Genomic DNA, 23391 nt, shown 5'->3' on the forward strand with positions numbered 1-23391 from the left:
GGGAAGCTCTTGAAATCAGGGGCTGATGACGCGGCCCTGGTGGTCGACCAACGGGCCGCTGAAGTGCACGCCCGAGGCGTCGATGCTCAGGCCGACGGCACCCAGTTGCAGGCTGATCAGTTGTGGCGTCAGCGCCAATCGCGCCGCGCCGATGCTCAGCTCAAGCAATTCGCGAGAACCGCTGAACGCGGCCGGGCCGTTTTGCCAGTGCAAGGTGTGAGAAGCGTCGTCGTAACCGCTTTCGCTGCCGTCCTGATGCACTCGACGGGTCAGCGTCGGCACCGTGGCGGCGGGTGGAAAGCGGTCACTGTTCAAGCCAAACAAGGCCACTGTCTGCGCACCGCTTTCGCCGCTGCCGTAGTTGAACAGCAGGCATTGCTCGCCCACCGACGGAATCCGCGATTCGCTTTGTGCACCAGCGCTGGGGTTGAAAAACTTGATCGCCGGAGTGAGCAAACCGCCGTGGCTGACTGTGCAGGTATTGCTGGCGGCATCAACGGTCTGACAGAGGCCGATCCGACAGAAACTCTCGGCGCGGCGGTGCAGGTCTTCGATGTCCGCTTCCATTTCGGCCAGGCGCTCGATGATCGGGCCCAGTTGCATGCGCAGTAGTGCATCGAACATCGGTCAGGCCTCCAGCGCGGTGTACTGGTCGGGGTCGTCGATATTGCTGACCTCCCAGGTACGGGCGAATTTCGGGATGCCGAGCGGGTCGTCGAGCAAGGTCGGGCCGAGATAGAGCGTCTGCTCGAACGTCAGCGTCCAGGCTTTGTATTGCTGGCCGAGCATTGACGGCAGGCCATCGATATTCATCGGCAGATCACACTGATCGCCGGGCAGCCCCCAGCGATTGTCGGTGATCAGATTTTTCAGCACGGCGATCAGATCGCAGGCGGCAAAGGCACTGGCGGCAAGTGCCGGAATGACTTGCAGCGACAGCGTCAGCACATGAGCGATACGTCCGTCAGCAGCGCGAACGCCCGGTGCATTGCGGTCAAAATCGATCAACACCCAAGCCTGTTCGCCAGGTGCGCTGAAATCTTCCTGATGGCCGACCTGCACATTGAGCCCGGCACTGTTGCGCAAGGTTGTTGCCATCGCCGTGTACAGCTGCGAGGGCTGCTGGATCGGGGTGGGCATGCATGGCCTCCTTTTCGAATGTCCACGCGAAAACCCGCCGCACTGCGCGCAGCGAGTCAGGAAAGTGATGGGTTACTGTGAATCGCGCGGTGGCACTTCGCAGACGCCGATGCGCTTGGCGGCCCAGCGTTCGTAAAGACCGATGGCGACGTCGGCACCGGCCATGGCGGTCAGGCAGCCGAATGCGCCGGCGGCCCATATGGACAGTCCTGCGGCATACAACAGCATGATCGCCGACACGCCGCAGATCATGCAGGCGCCGGAGCGCAAGGCCAGGCGCCGCAGCAATGACCAGCCGCGGGCGCCCTCCTTGTCCGCGCGCCACATTTCGCCGGACACCCCGCCGACAACGGCCAGGAGGATGACCAGCCAGATCGGCATGTCCGCCAACGCTTGTTGCTCGTTTGTCATGTCACGCCTCCGTGGGTCGTTGATGAGTGGTGGGTTGGGTTCAAACGGTTTCTTTTGAGGCAGGCATTCCAAAAAGCCCGGCGCTTGCACGCCAGGCTTTTCAGTAATGCGCTCGCCGGGGGAAGGTTGACGCGTGATTGAATCAGAACGGAGCGACCGGCCAATTGACCGTGTACGGGTAGCCGGATTGTGTTTTAACGCCGCTGACATCAACGCAGTAATGCTTGTAAGCAAGTAACAGCGCTTGCTCTTCAGGTGAAGCAACTCCGATGTCATTTTTATACTCAAGCGGGTTTACCAGCAGCCACTTGCCAGCCGCGTTCAGCAATGTCAGCACCTCATAGGCAATGTCTTTTTCACGTTCGTCATAAGTCGGTTCACTGAAGAACCAATCGACATAATTCACAGTCGTGGCCTTCCAACCTACCTGAACGGCTGTGTTGCCAGTAATCTCAACCCAGAAACCATTGGGGAGGTACGTTGGTGTTTCCTCAGCATCTACAATCTGCATCACCTTGTTAAAAGGTTTTACATAGTCAACCAGAACATAAGCATAACGGTTCATTTACGGCTCCTTAAGTAACTAACGGCAAATGTGCCGTTGCTTTCCGCTCTTCCAAACTTCCGCTCTAGAGCGGAGCGATGTCAGGCAGGCATTCCAAAAAGCCCGGCGCTTGCACGCCGGGCTTTTCAGTAATGCGCTCCTTCGCCTTCCTTCAAATCCTGTGTTCAAGAAGGAAGCTGACTTTTCGGCGCTACTGGCGCGGTACGAGTCCATTCAAATTGTTTTTCCGACCGCGGTCCCTGCCCGCCGGATAACTGCTTCTGGTGCTTTACGCTGCACACCCGGGTCAGTTGCCAACCCTCTGAACCGTTGAGGCCGGTTCATCGCTGCCTGTTCTTGTGGAACTAAAGAGCTTGTCTTGCCAGCCGCTTTGTCGAGCGGCTTGGTGGCAAGAATATGCATGGATGCATATACAGTCAATGCGTAGATGCATTTATTTATGCGAAATAAATGCACTGACGCATGAGGGCCGCGCTGGGCAAGGGCTGGAGTGTTTTGTGCAGGCGAAAAAAAACCTGCCGGGCGGCAGGTTTCAGTTGAATCGCGAAAGGTCAGCGGGCGTACATGCCCCACCAGAAGACGTGACCGAGGATCACGATCTGTTCTTCCTGGATTTCCTGGAAGCTGTAGTCCTCATCCGGATGCTCATCCCGATTGAAGCTGCGCAGACGAATGCCGGTGGGCAGACGGTAGAGCTGCTTCACGCGCAGTTGGCCGTTGTGATTGATCGCGTAAAGATCACCATCGATGATGTCGCCGATCCCGCATTTACCCGCATTTACGCCGACCGTGGCGCCGTCACGCAACACCGGCAACATGCTGTTGCCACGCACCGTCACGCATTTGGCCTGGTCGAACTGCACGCCGTTATGGCGCAGGCTGCGCTTGCCGAAGCGCAGGCTAGAGCGTTCGCTCTCTTCGATGACGAATCTTCCTGATCCAGCAGCCAATTCAACCTCACGTAGAAAGGGCACCGACACCTCGTCATCATCGACAGGGGTATCGTCGTCCCACAGGCTTATGTCCTTGAGTTCTGCATGCATGTCATCGCGCGCGCCAGCCGCCGACTGAGCGACGTCTGCGCGCCCGCGCAGCTGATCGGTGCTTACATTGAAGTATTCGGCGATCTTCGAAATATGTTTATCCGAAGGATCGACGATCTTCCCGCTGAGAATTCGCGAGAGCGTGGATTGCGGCACGCCGGTACGACGGTGAAGCTCCGTGGGGGAGATCCCGTGTTGATCGAGCAGTGCTCTTAAGACGGAGGATACGTTGCGTTTTTGCATAACGCGCATAGTGCTTGAAGTTTTTGCGGAAGACAAATGCTGATTTGCATAAAAGATGCATAAATCACCATTTTCAAGCAGAAAGCTGTCTCCCGACCGTGATGCCTGCGTCCCGCCGACTGCCCATGGTAACCTTGCGTCCATTACGGAAAAGCCCGGCCGTTGCCCTTGCTTTTGCCCTACATCTTTTAACGAGTTGCCTGACAATCCGATGAATAAAGCCGTCTCTGACCTGTCCTCCCACACTCCGATGATGCAGCAATACTGGCGCCTGAAGAACCAGCACCCGGATCAGCTGATGTTCTACCGCATGGGCGACTTCTACGAGATCTTCTACGAAGACGCGAAGAAGGCGGCCAAATTGCTCGACATCACCCTGACCGCGCGCGGGCAGTCGGCGGGTCAGGCGATTCCGATGTGTGGGATTCCTTACCATGCAGCGGAAGGTTACCTGGCGAAACTGGTCAAGCTCGGCGAGTCGGTGGTGATTTGTGAGCAAGTCGGCGACCCGGCCACCAGCAAGGGTCCGGTGGAACGTCAGGTGGTGCGGATCATCACGCCGGGCACAGTCAGCGATGAAGCGCTGCTCGACGAGCGTCGCGACAACCTGATCGCGGCGGTACTGGGTGACGAACGCCTGTTCGGCCTGGCGGTGCTGGACATCACCAGCGGCAACTTCAGCGTGCTGGAGATCAAGGGCTGGGAAAACCTGCTGGCGGAACTGGAGCGGGTCAACCCGGTGGAACTGCTGATCCCCGATGACTGGCCGAAAGACCTGCCGGCGGAAAAACGTCGCGGGGTCCGTCGTCGCGCGCCGTGGGATTTCGAACGTGATTCGGCGTTGAAAAGTCTTTGCCAGCAGTTCTCCACCCAAGACCTGAAGGGTTTCGGTTGCGAGAACCTGACCCTGGCCATCGGCGCCGCCGGTTGCCTGTTGGCGTACGCCAAGGAAACCCAGCGCACCGCCCTGCCCCACCTGCGCAGCCTGCGCCATGAGCGCCTTGATGACACCGTGGTGCTCGACGGCGCCAGCCGACGCAATCTGGAACTCGACACCAACCTGGCCGGCGGTCGCGACAACACCCTGCAATCGGTGGTGGATCGCTGCCAGACCGCCATGGGCAGCCGCTTGCTGACCCGCTGGTTGAACCGCCCGCTGCGCGATCTCACCGTGCTGCTGGCGCGGCAGAGTTCGATCCGTTGCCTGCTCGACGGCTATCGATTCGAAAAACTGCAGCCGCAGCTCAAGGAAATTGGCGACATCGAGCGAATTCTCGCGCGAATCGGTTTGCGCAATGCGCGCCCCCGGGACCTTGCCCGTTTACGCGATGCCCTTGGCGCCCTGCCTGAGCTGCAAGTAGCAATGGCTGACCTGGAAGCGCCGCACCTGCAATCGCTGGCAACGATCACCAGCACCTACCCGGACCTCGCCGCGCTGCTGGAAAAAGCCATTATCGACAACCCGCCGGCGGTCATCCGCGACGGCGGCGTGTTGAAAACCGGGTACGACAGCGAACTCGACGAACTGCAATCGCTGAGCGAAAACGCCGGCCAGTTCCTGATTGATCTGGAGACCCGCGAGAAAGCCCGCACCGGTCTGGCGAATCTGAAGGTCGGTTATAACCGTATTCATGGCTACTTCATCGAACTGCCGAGCAAGCAGGCTGAATCGGCTCCAGCGGACTACATCCGCCGGCAGACGCTGAAGGGCGCCGAGCGTTTTATCACCCCGGAATTGAAAGAGTTCGAAGACAAAGCGCTGTCGGCGAAGAGTCGGGCGCTGGCACGGGAGAAAATGCTCTACGAGGCGCTGCTTGAAGACCTGATCAGTCAGCTACCACCGCTGCAGGACACCGCCGGCGCACTGGCCGAACTGGACGTGCTGAGCAACCTCGCCGAACGGGCGCTGAATCTTGACCTGAACTGCCCGCGTTTTGTCAGCGAACCGTGCATGCGCATTACTCAGGGTCGTCACCCGGTGGTCGAGCAAGTGCTGACGACGCCGTTCGTGGCCAACGACCTGAGCCTTGATGACAACACGCGGATGCTGGTGATCACCGGGCCGAACATGGGCGGTAAATCCACTTACATGCGGCAGACCGCACTCATCGTGCTGCTCGCGCACATCGGCAGCTTTGTCCCGGCAGCGAGCTGTGAATTGTCGCTGGTCGACCGCATCTTCACCCGAATCGGCTCCAGTGATGACCTCGCCGGCGGACGCTCGACCTTTATGGTGGAAATGAGCGAAACCGCCAACATTCTTCACAACGCCACCGAGCGCAGCCTGGTGCTGATGGACGAAGTCGGACGCGGCACCAGCACCTTTGACGGCCTGTCCCTGGCATGGGCGGCCGCCGAGCGTCTGGCCCATCTGCGTGCGTATACGCTGTTCGCTACGCACTACTTTGAACTGACGGTACTGCCGGAGGCCGAACCTCTGGTAGCCAACGTGCATCTCAATGCAACCGAGCACAACGAGCGCATCGTGTTTCTGCATCACGTCCTGCCCGGACCGGCCAGCCAGAGCTATGGCTTGGCGGTGGCACAACTGGCCGGCGTACCCAGCGAAGTCATCGTGCGCGCCCGTGAGCATTTGAGCCGTCTGGAAGACACCGCCCTGCCTCACGAGGCACCGAAACCGGCCGCCAAAGGCAAACCGTCGACACCGCAGCAAAGCGACATGTTCGCCAGCCTGCCGCACCCGGTACTCGACGAACTGGCAAAAGTGGATCTGGACGACATGACGCCCCGCCGTGCGCTCGAAATGCTTTATGCACTGAAGAAGCGGATATAAGCACTAAAGAAGCGGATATAACGCAAACGGCTTCAAGCTGTTAGAATCTCGCGCGGTTTGGGATGCTGCCGGCTAATAGCCTGGCTGGCAGGTATCGCTCCCGAACCTGGCGACCCCAACCGTGAAGGGGCAACGCTGCCGCCGCCTGAGGAGAGAATTAGAAATGACCTTCGTCGTCACCGACAACTGCATCAAGTGCAAGTACACCGACTGCGTAGAAGTCTGTCCGGTGGACTGCTTTTACGAAGGCCCGAACTTCCTGGTGATTCACCCGGATGAGTGCATCGACTGCGCGCTGTGTGAACCAGAGTGCCCAGCCGTGGCGATCTACTCGGAAGACGAGATTCCGGCTGGCATGGAAAACTTCATTGAGCTCAATGCCGAGCTGGCGGATATCTGGCCGAATATTACTGAAAAGAAAGATCCGTTGCCGGGTGCTGAAGAGTGGGATGGCAAGACCGGTAAAATTGCTGACCTCGAACGCTGATCTTCCCCGCGCTCGATTTAAAAGGCCCTCGCGGGCCTTTTTGCTTTTTGAAGGTTCTACTTTTCTGCAGACGAAAAAAGGGGCGGTATGACCCGCCCACATTTTTTCCCTATTCCCTGTATTCCTTTTCATCGTCCTGATGAATCGCGTCCTGCGATGTCCGTTCCCTTCATCCGTAAAGGGCGTGTCCGTCCGTCGACACAACTCAGATATTAGAGAGTTCCCCGGCGGGAGCAATCGGCGCTGAGCGCGCGACTGCGGTGTCATCAGCCCTTAACATAAAAAAATAACATTTCAAATCAATAGGTTAAGCCGTACCCACAGCCGCGATAGACGTCTGCCACTGTGTAAAAATAACGAACACTTACGACACAGTAAGCAATGGCTTACAGCAGGAGACTACAAACGCAGAAAGTGCCGACCGCTGGTCCGGTGCCTCGCTCGTGCCGGGTCGGTCTTTTCCTCAACGCAAAAACAAAAAGCCCCGACTGGTCGAACCAGTCGGGGCTTTTCGCGGGCGGCCGCTCAAGTGCTTATTGAAACAGCGACTCGCTCGACAGGCCATTCTTCTCAAGAATTTCACGAAGACGCTTGAGGCCTTCTACCTGGATCTGCCGTACCCGTTCCCGGGTCAGGCCGATTTCCAGACCTACATCCTCCAGCGTGCTGCTTTCATGACCGCGCAGGCCGAAGCGGCGTATCACCACCTCGCGCTGTTTGTCGGTCAGCTCGGACAGCCACTGATCGATGCTCTGGGACAGATCGTCGTCCTGCAGCAGTTCGCAGGGATCGGTCGGACGATCATCGGTGAGGGTGTCCAGCAGGGTTTTATCCGAATCCGGACCCAGCGAGACGTCGACCGAAGAAACCCGTTCGTTCAGGCCAAGCATGCGCTTGACCTCGCCTACCGGTTTTTCCAGCAGGTTGGCGATTTCTTCGGGTGAAGGTTCGTGGTCGAGCTTTTGCGTCAGCTCCCGTGCGGCCCGCAGGTACACGTTGAGCTCCTTGACCACATGAATCGGCAACCGGATGGTTCGGGTCTGATTCATGATGGCGCGCTCGATGGTCTGACGAATCCACCAGGTCGCGTAGGTCGAGAAGCGGAAACCGCGCTCGGGATCGAACTTTTCCACCGCGCGGATCAGCCCGAGGTTGCCCTCTTCGATCAGATCCAGGAGCGACAGGCCCCGATTGACGTAACGCCGGGCGATTTTGACCACCAGCCGCAGGTTACTTTCAATCATGCGCTTGCGCCCGGCCGGATCGCCACTTTGCGACAAGCGCGCAAAATGAACTTCTTCCTCCGGGGAGAGCAATGGGGAAAAGCCGATTTCGTTGAGATACAACTGCGTGGCATCAAGTGCACGCGTGTAGTCGATGTACTTGTGTTGTTTAAGTGAAACGGAGTGTTTGGATCTGGAACGAACGGAAGGTGGAGCAGCCCCTTCATCATTCAACATCGAATCCGAATCGATGCCGGTCTCCATAAGGAGAACCTCATCGTCGATGTCAAACTCCGGCACTTCTTTACTGAGAGCCATTGTTATAGTCCTTTGGTGAGTTCGACCCCAAGCTCAAGCGACGCCTTTATCCTTGGCAGCGCTGGAGCCTGTCCCCTCTACGCGACGGAACAGGCTGGCTTACAAATCAACGTCTTGGCAGGAACTGCAGCGGATCCACAGGTTTACCTTGGCGGCGAATCTCAAAGTGCAGTTTCACCCGGTCCGTACCCGTCGACCCCATTTCGGCAATTGTCTGTCCGACCTTGACCTGCTGTCCCTCCCGAACCAACAGCCTGCGGTTGTGACCGTAGGCACTGACGTAGGTTTCGCTGTGTTTGATGATGACCAATTCGCCGTAGCCCCTTAAGCCACTCCCGGCGTATACGACCGTCCCATCAGACGCAGCTAAAACAGGCTGTCCCAAATCTCCGGCGATATCAATTCCTTTATTCAAACTACCGTTTGAAGAGAATTTTCCAATAAGAATGCCATTAGATGGCCATCCCCAGCCGGTCGGGGCTGGCCCTGCCCGAGGCAATGGTGCAGGGGTTGGCTTGTTCGCGACGGACGGTACAGCCCCGGCAGAACCGGTGGTTGTGGTGGTCGTCGTGCCATTGGCCTGGCGCCGGATTACTGTGGTTTTGCTCGACGAAGAAGGCGAAGAACTGGTGTTTCTCACCACGGCTGTCGACGTTGATCCGCTACGCCCGTCAAAGCGAATTGTCTGACCCGGGTGGATCGTATACGGCGTAGGAATATTGTTCCGCGCGGCGAGGGCTTTGTAGTCCCAGCCGTAGCGAAACGCGATCGAAAACAGCGTGTCGCCCGGACGGACTACATACTGCCCGGTCGTTACGGTCGGCCGCTGGGCCACCGCCTTGTTGCGATCGACGACACTCACGTTGCTCGATTTGGTGCTGGAGCAACCGACCAGCAGGGTGCTCAAGACAAGGCCAGTCACCAGGCGCTGAAAGCTCGTGTTACCCATACGCTGCGCAATGACTCTGAGACTCACCCGCCGCTCCCTATGTGGTGGCTGAAAAATGTGTGATACCGGTACCCGGCATCAAATGTCGCAAGTATAACGGGCAGAACCGGCTTTACCCTTAATGAAGCGAAATCGCTGTGCGCACACGTTTGCCAGCTGGCAATACGCTACGTTTAATCCGACATTGCCGCTGTAAGACCGAGGCCGTTGAAAGGAATTCAACAGCGGCAAACAAATGCTCAGGCCAGTGGCCCATTGAGCAAAGGCACGAAGCGCACAGCGCCCAGAACGTGGCGGGAAAAGCCGTGTTCTTCGCGCACGATCAGCATCAGTTGTTGCACCTCGCCCGACCCGACCGGAATCACCATGCGCCCGCCTGGGGCCAGTTGATCGAGCAAGGCTTGCGGTACATCGGTTGCGACCGCCGTGACGATAATGCCGTTGTACGGTGCCAGCGCCGGCCAGCCTTCCCAGCCATCGCCCCAGCGAAACACCACGTTGCGCAGGTTCAGTTCGACCAGACGTTCCTTGGCGCGATCCTGCAGCACCTTGATGCGCTCGACCGAGAACACCCGTTCGACCAGTTGCGACAGCACCGCCGTCTGATAACCGGAGCCGGTACCGATTTCCAGTACTTTATCCAGCGGCCCCGCTTCCAGCAGCAGCTCGCTCATGCGCGCCACCATATAAGGCTGGGAAATGGTCTGGTTGTTGCCAATCGGCAATGCGGTGTCTTCATAAGCGCGATGGGCCAGCGCCTCATCGACGAACAGGTGACGCGGCGTTCGCCGAATAACCTCCAGCACCTTGGCGTTGCTCACGCCTTCTTCATACAGGCGCTGGATCAGGCGCTCGCGTGTGCGCTGGGACGTCATGCCGATGCCGCTACGCAGGCGATCTTCGTGTTCACGCGCCATCAGCCGAGTCCTCCCAGCCAACCGTCAAGACTTCTGAAGGCATCGTTGAAGGTGCGATCGAGCTGCAACGGGGTGATGGAAACGTAGCCTTGCATCACTGCATGGAAGTCCGTCCCCGGGCCGCCGTCTTCGGCATCGCCGGCCGCTGCAATCCAGTAACCGGCCTTGCCACGCGGGTCGACCACTTTCATCGGTGCCGCCGCCCGGGCGCGATGGCCGAGTCGGGTCAGCTGGATGCCACGGATGTGATCGATCGGCAGATTGGGAATATTCACGTTGAGCACCGTGCGCGGCGGCAAATCGAGCCCGGCATGGGCCTCGACCAGTTTGCGCGCAAAGTAGGCCGCCGTCGGCAGGTTATCCACCTGACGCGAGACCAGCGAAAAGGCAAACGAGGGGCGTTCGAGGAAACGTCCCTCCAGGGCCGCCGCCACCGTCCCGGAATACAGCACATCATCGCCAAGGTTGGCGCCGAGATTGATGCCGGAAACGACCATGTCCGCTTCGCGCTCCAGCAGACCGTTAAGGCCCAGGTGCACACAGTCGGTCGGCGTGCCATTGAGGCTGATGAAGCCATTGGCCAGGTATTGCGGGTGCAGCGGACGGTCGAGCGTCAGCGAACTGCTGGCGCCGCTTTTGTCCTGCTCGGGGGCGATAACCACGCACTCGGTGTAATCCGCCAGCGCAGCATAAAGCGCGGCGAGACCGGGTGCGGTTACCCCATCGTCGTTAGAAATCAGAATACGCATGGGCTGTCCGTCTGCCCCACCGGCACCAGATCAACGAGTTCGCGCACCAATACGGTGGCGAAGCATCCGGCCGGGAGGACGAATTCCAGTTGCAGAATGTCAGGCTGGGGATAATGCCACGTCAACCCGCCAATGGGCAGTCGCAGGATGCGACGTTCGTGGCTCATGCCCGCGTGAATCAACCAATCACGCAGATCCGCTTCACGCGCGGCGATCCCCTGCTCCAGATCATGGACTGTCCCTGTGGCCGGAGAGTCACCTGCCCCCCACTGCGGACCGGTCGGATGCAGATCGAGAATCGCCAGTCGCGGGTCGCTGCACTCGGCTTCACCGGCCGGGAAAAAGCTGCGGCTGTCAGTGAACGCGAGCAGATCGCCGACCAGCGCACGCTGCCAGGTGCCATCAGCGACGCGCGCCGCCAGCACCTGATTGAACAGAAAGCTGCGCGCCGTCGACAGCAAACGCGAACGTACGTTGCGCTGTTCCGGCAAGGCCTTGCGCGCCGCCCACGCCCGCGCATCGACGACGTTGCCGCCGTCATGACCGAAACGCTGGGCGCCGAAATAATTGGGAATACCTTGTCTGGCGATCAGTTGCAGGCGCTGATCCAGCGCAGCCCCGTCGCCGCTGAACTGAGTCAGGCGCAAGGTGAAGCCATTGGCCGAGTGCGCGCCGCGTTGCAGCTTGCGCTTGTGGCGCGTGGTCTTGAGGATCTTCAACGTGTCGTTTTCCGCCGCCGACAGATCCGGATCGGCCTTGCCGGGTAGTTGCACGCTGAACCACTGGCGGGTCAGGGCCTGACGATCCTTGAGGCCGGCATAACTGACCGTGCGCAACGGCACGCCGGCGGCCTTGGCGATTCGCCGTGCTGCTTCTTCGGTATTCAAGCCACGCTTTTCCACCCAGATCCACAGGTGTTCGCCGTCGCCACTGAACGGAATATCCAGAACTTCATCGACCTGGAAATCTTCGGCAATGGCTTTCAGTACCGCTGTGCCGAGGGGTTCACCGTAAGCCCGTGGGCCGAGCAATTGCAGTTCATTCATGCGCGCAGCAACAAGGCAACGGAATGCACGGCGATGCCTTCTTCGCGACCGACAAAGCCGAGCTTTTCGGTAGTGGTAGCTTTCACGTTCACTTGATCCAACTCAACTTGAAGATCCGCAGCGATCAGCGCGCGCATCGATTCGATATGCGGGGCCATCTTCGGCGCCTGGGCAACAATGGTGTTATCGACGTTACCGACCTTCCAGCCCTTGGCATGGATCAGGCTGACCACATGACGCAGCAGTATTCGACTGTCGGCGCCCTTGAATTGCGGGTCGGTGTCCGGGAAGTGTTTGCCGATATCACCCAGCGCCGCAGCGCCGAGCAAGGCATCGCTCAAGGCGTGCAGCAGGACGTCACCGTCGGAATGAGCGAGCAGCCCGAAGCTGTGTGCAATCTGCACCCCGCCCAGAGTAATGAAATCGCCTTCAGCGAAACGGTGCACATCATAGCCGTGGCCAATACGCATAAAAAAAACGCCCCGATTTTTGTCAGGGCGTGATTCTACCTGCTTTGTCAGACATTAGGCGCCTAGAGCGCGCGCGTGATGCTGCAAGTGGTCGTCAATAAAGCTTGAGATGAAGAAATAGCTATGGTCGTAGCCCGGTTGCAGGCGCAACGTCAGCGGGTGGCCCGCCTGTTTCGCCGCTTGTTGCAGCGCTTCGGGTTTGAGCTGGGAGGCGAGGAAATCGTCGCGATCACCTTGATCGACCAGCAGCGGCAGCTTCTCCGAGGCCTCCGCGATCAGCGCACAGGCGTCCCACTCTTTCCACTTGGAACGGTCTTCGCCCAGGTAATGAGAGAAGGCTTTCTGACCCCAAGGGCAATCAATCGGATGGGTAATCGGCGAAAACGCCGAAACCGACAGGTAACGCCCCGGATTGCGCAATGCACACACCAAAGCACCGTGACCGCCCATGGAGTGGCCGCTGATGCTGCGTTTGTCGGAAGCGGGGAAATGCGCTTCAACCAGTGAAGGCAATTCCTGCACGACATAGTCATGCATCCGATAGTGGCGTGCCCAGGGTTCCTGCGTGGCATTCAGATAAAACCCGGCGCCGAGGCCAAAATCCCAAGCCTTGTCCGCATCGTCCGGAACATCCGGGCCACGCGGGCTGGTGTCTGGCGCAACGATGATCAGCCCGAGCTCGGCGGCCATGCGCATCGCACCGGCCTTTTGCATGAAGTTCTCATCGGTGCAGGTCAAACCCGACAACCAGTACAGCACCGGTAGCTGGCCGCCCTGCTCTGCCTGCGGCGGCAGGTACACGGCGAACACCATGTCGCAATCAAGCACCTCGGAGCGATGGCGATAGCGCTTGTGCCAACCGCCGAAACTCTTCTGACAGGAAATGTTTTCCAGATTCATAGCACTTCAGCCGCAAGCTGCGAGCGTCAAGCTGCAAGAGGGCGTTGCGCCTGCTTGCAGCTAATGGCTTGTAGCTTGTCGCTGCTCCTTAGAAATGAATGACTGTGCGGATGCTCTTGCCTTCATGCATCAGATCGAACGCCTTGTTGATATCTTCCAAGCCCATGGTGTGGGTGATGAAAGTGTCCAGCGGGATTTCGCCGCTCTGGGCCATATCGACGTAGCTTGGCAATTCGCTACGGCCACGCACGCCGCCGAACGCCGAACCGCGCCAGACGCGACCGGTGACCAACTGGAACGGCCGGGTAGCGATTTCCTGGCCGGCGCCGGCAACGCCGATGATCACCGACTCGCCCCAGCCTTTGTGGCAGCATTCAAGCGCGGCGCGCATCAGTTGCACGTTGCCGATGCACTCGAAGGAGAAGTCGACGCCGCCATCGGTCATGTCGACGATGACTTCCTGGATCGGACGATCGAAGTCCTTCGGATTCACGCAATCGGTGGCACCCAGTTGTTTGGCGATTTCGAATTTGGCCGGGTTGATGTCGATCGCGATGATCCGTGCAGCCTTGGCTTTCACTGCGCCGATCACGGCGGACAGACCGATACCGCCGAGGCCGAAGATGGCCACGGTGTCGCCTGGTTTGACCTTGGCGGTATTAATCACCGCACCGATGCCGGTGGTGACACCGCAGCCGAGCAGGCAGACCTTCTCCAGCGGCGCGTCCTTGGCGATCTTGGCCACGGAAATTTCCGGCAGCACGGAGTATTCCGAGAACGTCGAGGTGCCCATGTAGTGGAAAATCGTTTCGCCCTTGTAGGAAAAACGCGACGTGCCGTCAGGCATCAAGCCCTTGCCCTGGGTCGCACGAATCGCCTGACACAGGTTGGTCTTGCCCGACTTGCAGAATTTGCACTGGCCGCATTCCGGGGTGTACAGCGGAATGACGTGATCGCCTACAGCGACCGAGGTCACGCCCTCGCCAATGGCCTCAACGATGGCGCCACCTTCGTGACCGAGGATCGACGGGAAGATGCCTTCCGGATCGGCGCCGGACAAGGTGTAGGCGTCCGTGTGGCAAACCCCGGAAGCGACAACGCGCAGCAGCACTTCACCCGCCTTGGGCATGGCGACATCGACTTCTACGATTTCCAGCGGCTTCTTGGCCTCGAAGGCAACGGCGGCGCGTGACTTGATCATGCTGACTCTCCAGTGAATCCAATGAATATAAAACAGACAAACAGTGTAGTTCAGCGCTCAGTGATTAATAATCCGAACAAATGCAAAATATTATTGCTGTACAGGGACAATCTTCATGTCGGAAAACCGTTGGGAAGGCATCGACGAGTTCGTTGCCGTCGCCGAATGCAGCCAATTCACCGCAGCGGCAGAGCGACTCGGGGTTTCGTCCTCGCACGTCAGTCGCCAAATCGTCCGGCTGGAGGAACGTTTACAGACGCGCCTGCTGTATCGCAGCACCCGGCGGGTGACGCTGACCGAGGCAGGGCAGACTTTCCTCCAGCATTGTCAGCGCTTGCAGGATGGCCGCGAAGAGGCGTTGCGCGCGGTTGGCGACCTGACCAGTGAACCGAAAGGCATGCTGCGCATGACCTGTGCCGTGGCCTATGGCGAACGGTTTATCGTGCCGCTGGTGACGCGATTCATGGGGCTTTACCCGCAACTGCGCATCGATATCGAACTGAGCAATCGCCAACTGGACCTGGTGCACGAGGGTCTGGACTTGGCAATCCGCCTCGGCCGGCTGCAGGATTCGCGACTGGTCGCCACTCGCCTGGCACCACGGCGCATGTACCTGTGCGCATCGCCGTCCTACCTGGAACGGTACGGTCGCCCACACAGTTTGTCGGAGCTGAGTCGGCATAATTGCCTGATTGGCAGCTCGGACATCTGGCAACTGGAACAGAACGGGCGGGAATTTTCCCAGCGGGTGCAGGGCAACTGGCGTTGCAACAGTGGGCAGGCGGTATTGGACGCGGCGCTGCAAGGGGTGGGATTGTGTCAACTGCCGGATTACTACGTGCTTGAACATTTGCACAGCGGCGCGTTGATTTCCTTGCTGGAGGCGCACCAGCCGCCGAATACGGCGGTGTGGGCGTTGTATCCGCAGCAGCGGCATTTGTCGCCGAAGGTGCGCAAGTTGGTGGACTTTTTGAAGGTGGGGTTGGCTGAGCGGCCGGAGTACAGGGAGTAAATCATGTGTTGCCCGGACGGGCGCTATCGCGAGCAGGGCTCGCTCCTACAGGGGAATGCATTTCAAAATGTAGGAGTGAGCCTGCTCGCGATGGCGGTTTGACCGACACACAGCACTCAGCGGCGATTAGCCCACCGCTGGCGCAACCACTCCAGATCTTCAGGCCGGGTCACCTTGAGGTTATCTGCCCGCCCCTCGATGAGGCGCGGCGCCAGACCGGCCCACTCCATCGCCGAAGCTTCATCGGTAATCACGGCATCCGCCACCAGACTGTCGGCCAACGCCCGATGCAACGCGCCGAGGCGAAACATCTGCGGCGTATACGCCTGCCAGATCACGCTGCGATCCACGGTTTCAACCACGCGCCCGTTTTTATCGACGCGTTTAAGCGTGTCGCGGGCAGGCACGGCCAACAGGCCGCCCACCGGGTCATCAGCCAGGTCGGCGAGCAGTTTGTCGAGATCGTCGCGACTCAGGTTCGGCCGTGCCGCATCGTGCACCAGCACCCAATCTTCGTCATCAGCACCGTGCGCATGCAGATGCAGCAAGGCGTTGAGCACCGAGCCAGAACGCTCCGCTCCGCCGTCAACCCGCTGAATCCGCGGATCGTTGACGCACGCCAGGTGCGGCCAATAAGGGTCGTCAACAGCGAGACTGACCACCAGCCCCTTCAGGCTTGGGTGATCAAGGAAACAGCCGAGGCTGTGTTCAAGAATTGTGCGCCCGCCCAGTTGCAGGTATTGCTTGGGACGGTCCGCGGCCATCCGGGCACCGACGCCCGCGGCAGGAATCACGGCCCAGAAGGCCGGCAGAGAATCGATCATTGGGCCAACTGGTAAAGGGTTTCGCCGTCCTTGACCATGCCCAGTTCGTGACGAGCCCGCTCTTCAACGGTCTCCATGCCCTTTTTCAGTTCGCTGACTTCGGCGTCCATGACCCGGTTGCGCTCCAGCAGGCCTTCGTTCTCGGCGTGTTGGTCGGCAATCTGCTGTTTCAGCTCGGCGACCTGCGCCAGACTGCCATTGCCCACCCACAGGCGGTACTGCAGACCGGCCAGCAGCAAGAGCAAAACGAGAAACAACCAGTAAGGACTGCGCATCGAATATCAGGTATCCAGTGAAAAAAGACAGCCACGCCACAACTTTGAAGCATCTGATAGCACGAAGCCTGGAAAGGTCCAGGCTTGTGCTTAAGGCATCAGATTAGTGGCAAATCCATCGCTGTCACGACTTTTTCGACACAATCCGGTGTCCTTTGATCAGGTTGCGCTTAACCGCGGAACTCGGCGCGACCGTTGTACTTGGCCTTGCCGTTCAACTGCTCTTCGATACGCAGCAGTTGGTTGTACTTGGAAACACGGTCGGAACGGCACAGCGAACCGGTCTTGATCTGGCCAGCCGAGGTACCAACAGCCAGGTCGGCAATGGTCGAATCTTCGGTTTCGCCGGAACGGTGCGAGATCACTGCGGTGTAACCGGCAGCCTTGGCCATCTGGATGGCTTCCAGGGTTTCGGTCAGGGTGCCGATCTGGTTGAACTTGATCAGGATCGAGTTGGCGATCTTTTTATCGATGCCTTCTTTCAGGATCTTGGTGTTGGTCACGAACAGGTCGTCGCCGACCAGCTGGGTTTTCTCGCCGATCTTGTCGGTGAGGATTTTCCAGCCAGCCCAGTCGGACTCGTCCAGGCCGTCTTCGATGGAGATGATCGGGTAGCGCTCGGTCAGGCCCTTGAGGTAGTCGGCGAAACCTTCAGCGGTGAACACCTGGCCTTCGCCGGACAGGTTGTATTTGCCGTCTTCGTAGAACTCGCTCGCGGCGCAGTCCAGCGCCAGGGTCACGTCGGTGCCCAGCTTGTAACCGGCGTTGGCCACGGCTTCGGAGATCACTTTCAGCGCGTCTTCGTTGGACGCCAGGTTCGGTGCGAAACCGCCTTCGTCGCCAACGGCAGTGCTCAGGCCACGGGCCTTCAGCACGGCTTTCAAGTGATGGAAAATCTCGGTGCCCATGCGCAGACCTTCCGAAAACGACTTGGCGCCCACCGGCTGCACCATGAATTCCTGGATGTCGACGTTGTTATCGGCGTGCTCGCCACCGTTGATGATGTTCATCATCGGCACCGGCATCGAGTACACACCCGGGGTGCCGTTGAGGTTGGCGATGTGTGCGTACAGCGGCAGGTCCTGATCCTGAGCAGCCGCCTTGGCCGCAGCCAGGGACACCGCGAGGATGGCGTTGGCGCCCAGGGTCGCTTTGTTTTCGGTACCGTCGAGCTTGATCATCGCGTGGTCGAGGGCTTTCTGGTCGCTTGGGTCGGTGCCCAGCAGCAGATCGCGGATCGGACCGTTGATGTTGGCTACCGCTTTGAGCACGCCCTTGCCCAGGTAACGGCTCTTGTCGCCATCACGCAGCTCGAGTGCTTCACGCGAGCCAGTGGATGCACCGGACGGCGCGCAGGCGCTGCCGATGATGCCGTTGTCGAGAAGCACGTCCGCTTCCACGGTGGGATTGCCACGGGAGTCGAGAACTTCACGACCTTTGATGTCGACGATTTTTGCCATTGTTGTAAACACTCCAAAGTTGACGAAAACGACGCAGCTAGAGGAAATCTTTATCGTCGGCAAGCGAAGTACAGCGGGCAGACTTGCAGACGACAGCGCTCACGCCCGAGGGCATGAGCGACAAATCGTGCGGTACTTTACCGGAGAATCGAGCGTTACGCGGTTTCTACCGTCGGAAAACTCTTCACCAGTTCGTCCAAAGCCTTGAGCTGGGCCAGGAATGGCTCCAGTTTGTCCAGACGCAAGGCACAAGGGCCGTCGCATTTGGCGTTGTCCGGATCCGGATGTGCTTCGAGGAACAAACCCGCCAGCGACTGGCTCATGCCGGCCTTGGCCAGATCAGTGACCTGTGCGCGGCGACCGCCGGCGGAGTCGGAACGACCGCCAGGCATTTGCAGCGAATGGGTCACGTCGAAGAACACCGGGTATTCGAACTGCTTCATGATGCCGAAGCCGAGCATGTCGACCACGAGGTTGTTGTAGCCGAAGCTCGAACCACGCTCGCAGAGAATCAGTTGATCGTTACCCGCTTCGACGCACTTGTTCAGGATGTGTTTCATTTCCTGGGGCGCGAGGAACTGGGCTTTCTTGATGTTGATCACGGCGTTGGTCTTGGCCATCGCGACGACCAGATCGGTCTGGCGCGACAGGAAGGCCGGCAACTGGATGATGTCGCAGACCTCAGCAACAACCGCGGCCTGATCCGGCTCGTGGACGTCGGTGATGATCGGCACGCCAAAGGCCTGTTTGATGTCCTGGAAGATGCGCATGCCCTCTTCCAGGCCAGGACCGCGGTAGGAGGTCACAGAAGAACGGTTGGCCTTGTCGAAGCTGGCCTTGAACACGTAAGGGATGCCGAGTTTTTCGGTGACCTTCACATACTCTTCGCAAACCTGCATGGCCATGTCACGGCTTTCCAGCACGTTCATGCCGCCGAACAGCACCATGGGTTTGTCGTTGGCAATCTCGATGTCGCCGACGCGGATAATCTTCTGTGCCATCGGGTTACGCCTTCTTCTGGTGTTGAGCCAACGCGGCTTTGACAAAACCGCTGAACAGCGGATGGCCGTCACGTGGTGTCGAGGTGAACTCAGGGTGGAACTGGCAGGCGACGAACCAAGGATGGTCCGGCGCTTCAACCACTTCGACCAACGCAGCATCGGCGGAGCGACCGGAAATCTTCAGGCCGGCCTCGATGATCTGCGGCAGCAGGTTGTTGTTCACTTCGTAGCGGTGACGGTGACGTTCGACGATCACGTCCTTGCCATAGCAGTCGTGCACTTTGGAGCCTGGCTCAAGCAGGCAGTCCTGAGCGCCCAGGCGCATGGTGCCGCCCAGATCCGACGATTCGGTACGCACTTCAACCGCGCCGGTGGCGTCTTCCCACTCGGTGATCAGACCGACAACCGGATGGCCGCTGGCACGATCGAACTCGGTGGAGTTGGCGTCTTTCCAGCCCAGCACGTTACGGGCGAATTCAATGACCGCCACTTGCATGCCCAGGCAGATGCCCAGGTACGGCACCTTGTTTTCACGAGCGTACTGAACGGCAGTAATCTTGCCTTCCACGCCACGCAGACCGAAGCCGCCCGGCACCAGAATCGCGTCGACACCTTCGAGCAGCGCAGTGCCCTGGTTCTCGATGTCTTCGGAATCGATGTAGCGCAGATTGACCTTGGTGCGGTTGCTGATACCGGCGTGGCTCATCGCTTCGATCAGCGACTTGTAGGCGTCCAGCAGCTCCATGTACTTGCCGACCATGGCGATGGTCACTTCGTGTTCCGGGTTCAGCTTGGCGTCAACCACCGCTTCCCACTCGGACAGATCGGCGCTGCCGCATTGCAGACCGAAACGCTCGACGACGAAATCGTCCAGACCCTGCGAGTGCAGGATGCCCGGGATCTTGTAGATGGTGTCGGCGTCTTCCAGCGCGATGACCGCACGCTCTTCAACGTTGGTGAACTGCGCAATCTTGCGACGCGACGAGATGTCGATCGGGTGATCGGAGCGGCACACCAGCACGTCTGGCTGCAGGCCGATCGAACGCAGTTCCTTGACGGAGTGCTGGGTCGGCTTGGTCTTGGTCTCGCCGGCGGTGGCGATGTACGGCACCAGCGTCAGGTGCATCAGCATCGCGCGCTTGGCGCCGACCTCGAAACGCAATTGACGGATGGCCTCGAGGAACGGTTGCGACTCGATGTCACCGACGGTGCCACCGATTTCGACCATTGCCACGTCAGCGTCACCGGCACCCTTAATGATGCGGCGCTTGATTTCGTCGGTGATGTGCGGAATCACCTGGATGGTTGCACCCAGGTAGTCACCACGGCGCTCTTTGCGCAGCACGTGCTCGTAGACACGGCCGGTGGTGAAGTTGTTGTTCTGGGTCATGGTCGTGCGGATGAACCGCTCGTAGTGGCCCAGGTCCAGGTCAGTCTCGGCGCCGTCGTGGGTGACGAACACTTCACCGTGCTGGAACGGGCTCATGGTGCCCGGGTCGACGTTGATGTACGGATCCAGCTTAAGCATGGTGACCTTAAGCCCCCGCGCCTCCAGGATGGCCGCCAATGAAGCCGAGGCAATGCCTTTCCCCAATGAAGAAACAACACCGCCCGTGACGAATATGTAGCGCGTCATGAAAAACCCTAGAAGTCTGCGTTAAAGCGGTACGAGCCGCCGGGGAAAGCGAAGGAAGGCCGAAGCCCCCGATCACCTGCATTAATCACAGTGCACCTTTCAAAAAAACCGCCGCGTTGGGACAGACCGGCAGATGAAACACCGGTAGGTTGCTCGCTACACATTTTTTGGAATCGCCCAGCAAAGACTGCTTGGTAATCGGCAACTCCTGCGATTCAGGCGAATCCACAGAAGTTGTATCAAGAAGGGAGCGTAGTCTACCGGAATGCCCCTTTCATCTCAAACCTAGATCTTCGTCTGTTGGCTGCCAATGCAATTTCCAGTCGCCGTGCGTATCGCCATCAAGGCCCGCCAGGTTGGCCACCGCGAGTAATTCATCGCCGCGAAACAGCAGCGGCAATCTGCCACGCAAGAAACCCGGCACCGCGCGCTCGTTGAGCAGGCGCTTTAAATCACGGTGACCACGGTCGGCCAGCCGCAGCACTTCGCCGCCCTGCCGATAAGCAATCCGCAGCGGCCCCTGGGGAGGCTGCCCACTGAACATGACGCGACCGTTACCCGGCAAGCGTAGCGCTGACGCCGGGGCCTGCCATTCGCCGCCGATCACTGGAGCTTGCAGCCAGTCGCCGCTCAGCCACCAGAGGCGGCCAGCGCCGCGGTGCAGTTCGCCATCGGCCAGTCGCCAGACCGGTGCAGCATCCTGGGCCGCGTCGCGCAGATGGGTCCAACCCGACCAATGGTCAGTGTCGGGCAGACGAGTCAGCGGTTCGAGCCAGTGACTGAGGGCGTTTCGCTGGCGCGCGGCGGACAAGGCGGCCAACGGAGCCAGCGCCAGCGATGGCACACCCAGCCAGTCGAATTCATGGGCCGTTTCGGCCTGTGCCAGGTCGATCCGCGCCAGTTCATCCAGCAAGCCTTGCGCCTCACGCAGATGCGCAGCCGTGCGCGACAGGCTGGCCTGCGCTTGCGGCCAGCGCTCGGTCAACGCAGGCATGATCCGCTGGCGCAGAAAGTTTCGTGAGAAGTGCTGATCCTGATTCGACGGGTCCTCGATCCAGCGCAACTGATGAGCCTGTGCATAACGTTCCAGCTCGGCGCGGCCAACATCCAGTAACGGACGAACCAACACGCCCTGCCCCACTGGCCGCTGCGATGGCATCCCGCCAAGCCCGCGCACACCGGCACCGCGCAACAGCCGAAACAGTAGCGTTTCCGCTTGATCGTCGCGGTGCTGGCCGGTCAGCAGCACCTCATTGGTCTGCGTCAGCGAACTGAACACCGTATACCGCGCATCCCGCGCCGCCCGCTCAAGGCTCGCCCCCGGTTGCACCCTCACCCGCTGCACTTGCAACGGCACACCCCAAGCATCGCAAACGGCTTGGCAATGTTGCGGCCACGCATCTGCCGCAGCTTGAAGACCGTGATGGATGTGGATAGCGCTTAGCGCAGGGAGGGATTCGTTTTTTGCCAGAGTGACAAGAAGGTGCAGGAGGACAGTGGAATCGAGGCCACCGGAAAACGCGATGCGCCAGTGAGTGGCGTGGCGCCAAGGCTCAAGGTTCAGCAGAAGCCAGGATGGCAAATCAATCGGGGACTGGCCCATATCTTTCTCTTTGCCCCAATCGAATGTAGGAGTGAGCCTGCTCGCGATAGCGGTGTAACAGCCAACACATGGGTTGAATGTTACACCGCTATCGCGAGCAGGCTCACTCCTACAAGGGGTAGCGCTTGTCTTTAGAGACCGTAGCTCATCAGGCGATCGTAACGGCGCTTGAGCAGCGCTTCGTTATCGAACTGCTTGAGCATCGCCAGTTGCGAGCTCAGCTCGGCACGGATCGACGCCGCAGCAGCCGCCGGATCACGATGCGCGCCGCCCAGTGGCTCGCCGATCACCTTGTCGACAATACCCAGGCCTTTCAGACGCTCAGCGGTGATGCCCATCGCTTCGGCGGCATCCGGTGCTTTTTCTGCGGTTTTCCACAGGATCGACGCGCAACCTTCCGGCGAGATCACCGCGTAGGTGGAATATTGCAGCATGTTCAACTGATCGCAGACACCGATGGCCAGCGCACCGCCGGAACCACCTTCACCGATCACAGTGGCGATGATCGGGGTTTTCAGACGCGACATCACACGCAGGTTCCAGGCGATCGCTTCGCTCTGGTTGCGATCTTCAGCGTCGATACCAGGGTAGGCGCCCGGGGTGTCGATGAAGGTCAGGATCGGCATCTTGAAACGCTCGGCCATTTCCATCAGACGGCAAGCCTTGCGGTAGCCTTCCGGACGCGGCATGCCGAAGTTGCGGCGTACCTTCTCGCGGACTTCACGGCCCTTCTGGTGGCCGATGATCATCACCGGCTGGTCTTCCAGGCGGGCGATACCACCAACAATGGCAGCGTCGTCGGAGAAGTGACGGTCACCGTGCAGTTCATCGAACTCGGTGAAGATGTGTTCGATGTAATCGAGGGTGTAAGGGCGTTTCGGGTGGCGCGCCAGGCGTGCGATCTGCCAGCTGGTCAGCTTGCCGAAGATGTCTTCGGTCAGCGTTCTGCTCTTGTCCTGCAGGCGGGAGATCTCATCGCCGATATTCAGCGAATTGTCATTACCGACCAAGCGCAACTCTTCGATCTTGGCTTGCAGGTCGGCGATCGGCTGTTCGAAATCTAGAAAATTCGGGTTCATAGGCGTCCGTCTTGGGTCGTGTCCCAAATGAGCTTGGGCCGGCCG

Annotated in this window: 23 protein-coding genes; 3 read left to right on the forward strand and 20 right to left on the reverse strand. The window is 59.4% G+C overall.

What is annotated here, in order from left to right; translation table 11 throughout:
- Positions 1 to 15: 15 nt before the first annotated feature.
- From HU739_RS11820 to HU739_RS11840, 5 genes are all read right to left on the reverse strand, one after another.
- Positions 16 to 624, reverse strand: coding sequence for a phage baseplate assembly protein V (locus HU739_RS11820; RefSeq protein WP_186550228.1), 609 nt, complete (start codon positions 622 to 624; stop codon positions 16 to 18).
- A gap of 3 nt (positions 625 to 627) precedes the next feature.
- Positions 628 to 1140: a hypothetical protein gene (locus tag HU739_RS11825; protein ID WP_186550226.1), complete on the reverse strand. Its 513-nt coding sequence runs from the start codon at positions 1138 to 1140 to the stop codon at positions 628 to 630.
- 72 nt (positions 1141 to 1212) lie between these two features.
- Positions 1213 to 1551, reverse strand: a complete 339-nt coding sequence (locus HU739_RS11830) for a phage holin family protein (RefSeq protein ID WP_186550225.1) — start codon at positions 1549 to 1551, stop codon at positions 1213 to 1215.
- 142 nt (positions 1552 to 1693) lie between these two features.
- The gene (locus HU739_RS11835; protein WP_186550222.1) at positions 1694 to 2116 is read right to left on the reverse strand and encodes a tail fiber assembly protein; all 423 of its coding nucleotides are present in this window, start codon (positions 2114 to 2116) and stop codon (positions 1694 to 1696) included.
- A gap of 551 nt (positions 2117 to 2667) precedes the next feature.
- Positions 2668 to 3402, reverse strand: coding sequence for a LexA family transcriptional regulator (locus HU739_RS11840; protein ID WP_186550220.1), 735 nt, complete (start codon positions 3400 to 3402; stop codon positions 2668 to 2670).
- Positions 3403 to 3613: 211 nt separating this feature from the next.
- Between HU739_RS11840 and mutS the strand changes: the two genes are divergently transcribed.
- Complete coding sequence (gene mutS, locus HU739_RS11845) at positions 3614 to 6196, forward strand: DNA mismatch repair protein MutS (protein WP_186550218.1); 2583 nt, start codon at positions 3614 to 3616, stop codon at positions 6194 to 6196.
- Between the two features lie 163 nt (positions 6197 to 6359).
- Positions 6360 to 6683, forward strand: a complete 324-nt coding sequence (gene fdxA / locus HU739_RS11850) for a ferredoxin FdxA (RefSeq protein ID WP_186550216.1) — start codon at positions 6360 to 6362, stop codon at positions 6681 to 6683.
- 533 nt (positions 6684 to 7216) lie between these two features.
- Here fdxA and rpoS read toward each other — a convergent pair.
- The 8 genes from rpoS to HU739_RS11890 all read right to left on the reverse strand — a co-directional run bounded on the left by rpoS (position 7217) and on the right by HU739_RS11890 (position 14456).
- Positions 7217 to 8224, reverse strand: coding sequence for an RNA polymerase sigma factor RpoS (gene rpoS, locus HU739_RS11855; protein ID WP_186550214.1), 1008 nt, complete (start codon positions 8222 to 8224; stop codon positions 7217 to 7219).
- Positions 8225 to 8330: 106 nt separating this feature from the next.
- Positions 8331 to 9200, reverse strand: coding sequence for a peptidoglycan DD-metalloendopeptidase family protein (locus HU739_RS11860; RefSeq protein ID WP_186550212.1), 870 nt, complete (start codon positions 9198 to 9200; stop codon positions 8331 to 8333).
- A 212-nt stretch (positions 9201 to 9412) separates the two neighbouring features.
- Positions 9413 to 10048, reverse strand: coding sequence for a protein-L-isoaspartate(D-aspartate) O-methyltransferase (locus HU739_RS11865; RefSeq protein WP_160768345.1), 636 nt, complete (start codon positions 10046 to 10048; stop codon positions 9413 to 9415).
- Positions 10049 to 10089: 41 nt separating this feature from the next.
- Positions 10090 to 10839 (reverse strand): 5'/3'-nucleotidase SurE, encoded by a 750-nt coding sequence (surE, locus tag HU739_RS11870; protein WP_186550209.1) that lies wholly within the window; start codon positions 10837 to 10839, stop codon positions 10090 to 10092.
- Positions 10827 to 11885 carry a tRNA pseudouridine(13) synthase TruD gene (truD, locus tag HU739_RS11875; RefSeq protein ID WP_186550207.1) on the reverse strand — a complete coding sequence of 353 codons (1059 nt, stop codon included), beginning with the start codon at positions 11883 to 11885 and terminating at the stop codon, positions 10827 to 10829. Before truD ends, surE begins: the two co-directional genes overlap by 13 nt.
- Positions 11882 to 12355, reverse strand: a complete 474-nt coding sequence (ispF, locus tag HU739_RS11880) for a 2-C-methyl-D-erythritol 2,4-cyclodiphosphate synthase (protein ID WP_186550205.1) — start codon at positions 12353 to 12355, stop codon at positions 11882 to 11884. The genes truD and ispF overlap by 4 nt, the downstream gene beginning before the upstream one ends.
- A gap of 54 nt (positions 12356 to 12409) precedes the next feature.
- Positions 12410 to 13255, reverse strand: a complete 846-nt coding sequence (gene fghA / locus HU739_RS11885) for an S-formylglutathione hydrolase (protein ID WP_186550203.1) — start codon at positions 13253 to 13255, stop codon at positions 12410 to 12412.
- Between the two features lie 88 nt (positions 13256 to 13343).
- On the reverse strand, positions 13344 to 14456 hold the full coding sequence (locus HU739_RS11890; protein WP_186550200.1) for an S-(hydroxymethyl)glutathione dehydrogenase/class III alcohol dehydrogenase: 1113 nt from the start codon (positions 14454 to 14456) through the stop codon (positions 13344 to 13346).
- Between the two features lie 115 nt (positions 14457 to 14571).
- Here HU739_RS11890 and HU739_RS11895 point away from each other — a divergent pair, with 115 nt between their 5' ends.
- Positions 14572 to 15468 carry a LysR substrate-binding domain-containing protein gene (locus tag HU739_RS11895; protein WP_186550198.1) on the forward strand — a complete coding sequence of 299 codons (897 nt, stop codon included), beginning with the start codon at positions 14572 to 14574 and terminating at the stop codon, positions 15466 to 15468.
- A 116-nt stretch (positions 15469 to 15584) separates the two neighbouring features.
- Here the strand turns inward: HU739_RS11895 and ispD are convergent, their stop codons facing one another.
- From ispD to HU739_RS11930, 7 genes are all read right to left on the reverse strand, one after another.
- Entirely contained in the window at positions 15585 to 16292 is a 708-nt protein-coding gene (ispD, locus tag HU739_RS11900) for a 2-C-methyl-D-erythritol 4-phosphate cytidylyltransferase (RefSeq protein WP_186550196.1), read from the reverse strand.
- Positions 16289 to 16567: a cell division protein FtsB gene (gene ftsB / locus HU739_RS11905; protein WP_007964293.1), complete on the reverse strand. Its 279-nt coding sequence runs from the start codon at positions 16565 to 16567 to the stop codon at positions 16289 to 16291. The genes ispD and ftsB overlap by 4 nt, the downstream gene beginning before the upstream one ends.
- A 170-nt stretch (positions 16568 to 16737) precedes the next feature.
- Positions 16738 to 18027 carry a phosphopyruvate hydratase gene (eno, locus tag HU739_RS11910; RefSeq protein ID WP_016771461.1) on the reverse strand — a complete coding sequence of 430 codons (1290 nt, stop codon included), beginning with the start codon at positions 18025 to 18027 and terminating at the stop codon, positions 16738 to 16740.
- Between the two features lie 155 nt (positions 18028 to 18182).
- A complete protein-coding gene (gene kdsA, locus HU739_RS11915) occupies positions 18183 to 19028 on the reverse strand; it encodes a 3-deoxy-8-phosphooctulonate synthase (protein ID WP_007954807.1) in 846 nt (281 codons plus the stop codon).
- A gap of 4 nt (positions 19029 to 19032) precedes the next feature.
- The gene (locus tag HU739_RS11920) at positions 19033 to 20664 is read right to left on the reverse strand and encodes a CTP synthase (RefSeq protein WP_186550194.1); all 1632 of its coding nucleotides are present in this window, start codon (positions 20662 to 20664) and stop codon (positions 19033 to 19035) included.
- Between the two features lie 274 nt (positions 20665 to 20938).
- Positions 20939 to 22267 carry a tRNA lysidine(34) synthetase TilS gene (gene tilS, locus HU739_RS11925; RefSeq protein ID WP_186550192.1) on the reverse strand — a complete coding sequence of 443 codons (1329 nt, stop codon included), beginning with the start codon at positions 22265 to 22267 and terminating at the stop codon, positions 20939 to 20941.
- A gap of 131 nt (positions 22268 to 22398) precedes the next feature.
- Positions 22399 to 23346 carry an acetyl-CoA carboxylase carboxyltransferase subunit alpha gene (locus HU739_RS11930; RefSeq protein ID WP_186550190.1) on the reverse strand — a complete coding sequence of 316 codons (948 nt, stop codon included), beginning with the start codon at positions 23344 to 23346 and terminating at the stop codon, positions 22399 to 22401.
- Positions 23347 to 23391: the final 45 nt, after the last annotated feature.

Origin of the sequence: Pseudomonas hamedanensis, assembly GCF_014268595.2 — a bacterium.
GTDB lineage: Bacteria > Pseudomonadota > Gammaproteobacteria > Pseudomonadales > Pseudomonadaceae > Aquipseudomonas > Aquipseudomonas hamedanensis.

Excerpts from the sequence above, each read along its gene's own strand:
- HU739_RS11830 (WP_186550225.1), bottom strand. The coding sequence starts at position 1,551 with ATGACAAACGAGCAACAAGCGTTGGCGGACATGCCGATCTGGCTGGTC.
- rpoS (WP_186550214.1), bottom strand. The coding sequence starts at position 8,224 with ATGGCTCTCAGTAAAGAAGTGCCGGAGTTTGACATCGACGATGAGGTT.
- HU739_RS11865 (WP_160768345.1), bottom strand. The coding sequence starts at position 10,048 with ATGACGTCCCAGCGCACACGCGAGCGCCTGATCCAGCGCCTGTATGAA.
- HU739_RS11890 (WP_186550200.1), bottom strand. The coding sequence starts at position 14,456 with ATGATCAAGTCACGCGCCGCCGTTGCCTTCGAGGCCAAGAAGCCGCTG.
- eno (WP_016771461.1), bottom strand. The coding sequence starts at position 18,027 with ATGGCAAAAATCGTCGACATCAAAGGTCGTGAAGTTCTCGACTCCCGT.
- mutS (WP_186550218.1), top strand. The coding sequence starts at position 3,614 with ATGAATAAAGCCGTCTCTGACCTGTCCTCCCACACTCCGATGATGCAG.
- ispD (WP_186550196.1), bottom strand. The coding sequence starts at position 16,292 with ATGATCGATTCTCTGCCGGCCTTCTGGGCCGTGATTCCTGCCGCGGGC.
- HU739_RS11840 (WP_186550220.1), bottom strand. The coding sequence starts at position 3,402 with ATGCAAAAACGCAACGTATCCTCCGTCTTAAGAGCACTGCTCGATCAA.
- ftsB (WP_007964293.1), bottom strand. The coding sequence starts at position 16,567 with ATGCGCAGTCCTTACTGGTTGTTTCTCGTTTTGCTCTTGCTGCTGGCC.
- fdxA (WP_186550216.1), top strand. The coding sequence starts at position 6,360 with ATGACCTTCGTCGTCACCGACAACTGCATCAAGTGCAAGTACACCGAC.
- HU739_RS11895 (WP_186550198.1), top strand. The coding sequence starts at position 14,572 with ATGTCGGAAAACCGTTGGGAAGGCATCGACGAGTTCGTTGCCGTCGCC.
- HU739_RS11920 (WP_186550194.1), bottom strand. The coding sequence starts at position 20,664 with ATGACGCGCTACATATTCGTCACGGGCGGTGTTGTTTCTTCATTGGGG.
- HU739_RS11820 (WP_186550228.1), bottom strand. The coding sequence starts at position 624 with ATGTTCGATGCACTACTGCGCATGCAACTGGGCCCGATCATCGAGCGC.
- HU739_RS11930 (WP_186550190.1), bottom strand. The coding sequence starts at position 23,346 with ATGAACCCGAATTTTCTAGATTTCGAACAGCCGATCGCCGACCTGCAA.
- surE (WP_186550209.1), bottom strand. The coding sequence starts at position 10,839 with ATGCGTATTCTGATTTCTAACGACGATGGGGTAACCGCACCCGGTCTC.
- truD (WP_186550207.1), bottom strand. The coding sequence starts at position 11,885 with ATGAATGAACTGCAATTGCTCGGCCCACGGGCTTACGGTGAACCCCTC.
- HU739_RS11825 (WP_186550226.1), bottom strand. The coding sequence starts at position 1,140 with ATGCCCACCCCGATCCAGCAGCCCTCGCAGCTGTACACGGCGATGGCA.
- tilS (WP_186550192.1), bottom strand. The coding sequence starts at position 22,267 with ATGGGCCAGTCCCCGATTGATTTGCCATCCTGGCTTCTGCTGAACCTT.
- ispF (WP_186550205.1), bottom strand. The coding sequence starts at position 12,355 with ATGCGTATTGGCCACGGCTATGATGTGCACCGTTTCGCTGAAGGCGAT.
- kdsA (WP_007954807.1), bottom strand. The coding sequence starts at position 19,028 with ATGGCACAGAAGATTATCCGCGTCGGCGACATCGAGATTGCCAACGAC.
- HU739_RS11835 (WP_186550222.1), bottom strand. The coding sequence starts at position 2,116 with ATGAACCGTTATGCTTATGTTCTGGTTGACTATGTAAAACCTTTTAAC.
- fghA (WP_186550203.1), bottom strand. The coding sequence starts at position 13,255 with ATGAATCTGGAAAACATTTCCTGTCAGAAGAGTTTCGGCGGTTGGCAC.